The organism is Cysteiniphilum litorale, assembly GCF_003428165.1.
In the GTDB taxonomy this organism is placed as follows: Bacteria; Pseudomonadota; Gammaproteobacteria; order Francisellales; family Francisellaceae; genus Caedibacter; species Caedibacter litoralis.
Map to the genome: position 1 here is coordinate 1 of NZ_QLIQ01000189.1, position 560 is coordinate 560.

Sequence of the window (560 nt, forward strand, 5' to 3'; positions counted from 1 at the left end):
AGAATAGTTTTCCAATGTCATCTCGCTTTTTTTACATAGGTCGAGCACTAATTTAAATGAACTCCGAATAAGGATTTCAAGTTGCTTAGTGACATACTCAATATCATCTAAATTATCTAGTCTGTTAATTCCTGTATTTTGCATGGTATTCTCCTTATGGTAAAAATTTAAAAATTACGATGTGGGAGAATAACAATGCTCCCAAGGGAGTAATGCTTCTCCCTTGGGATGATAATTGTGTGATTAAAGATGTGCTTGCAGTATGATCGCAGCGGCGATAGATAGACCTGCAATTAAAATAGAAACGATGACATTTCTATTTTCTCTGGTGAGTCTTTTTTCCATGGCGACACTGTTATCGGTCATACGCTTTTCAACTGCATGACTAAATGCTGTCATCCGTTTTTCAACAGATTCCAAATGTTTATCATGTTGTTTGAGCACTTCTTTCATTGCATCAGTTAACATAGAATCGACCTCATGTTTAGCATAAACATTTTCAATCTTTACATTGGCGATAATATCAACTAACTGGCGCGATTTCTCGTGCGGTAGGTCAA

General features: G+C 36.2%; 1 protein-coding gene. It reads right to left on the reverse strand.

The genetic code is table 11. The features are described 5' to 3' along the window. Positions 1–243: 243 nt before the first annotated feature. Positions 244–560 (reverse strand): hypothetical protein (locus tag DNJ75_RS15225; protein ID WP_157968427.1); only part of this gene is annotated, 317 nt, incomplete at its 5' end.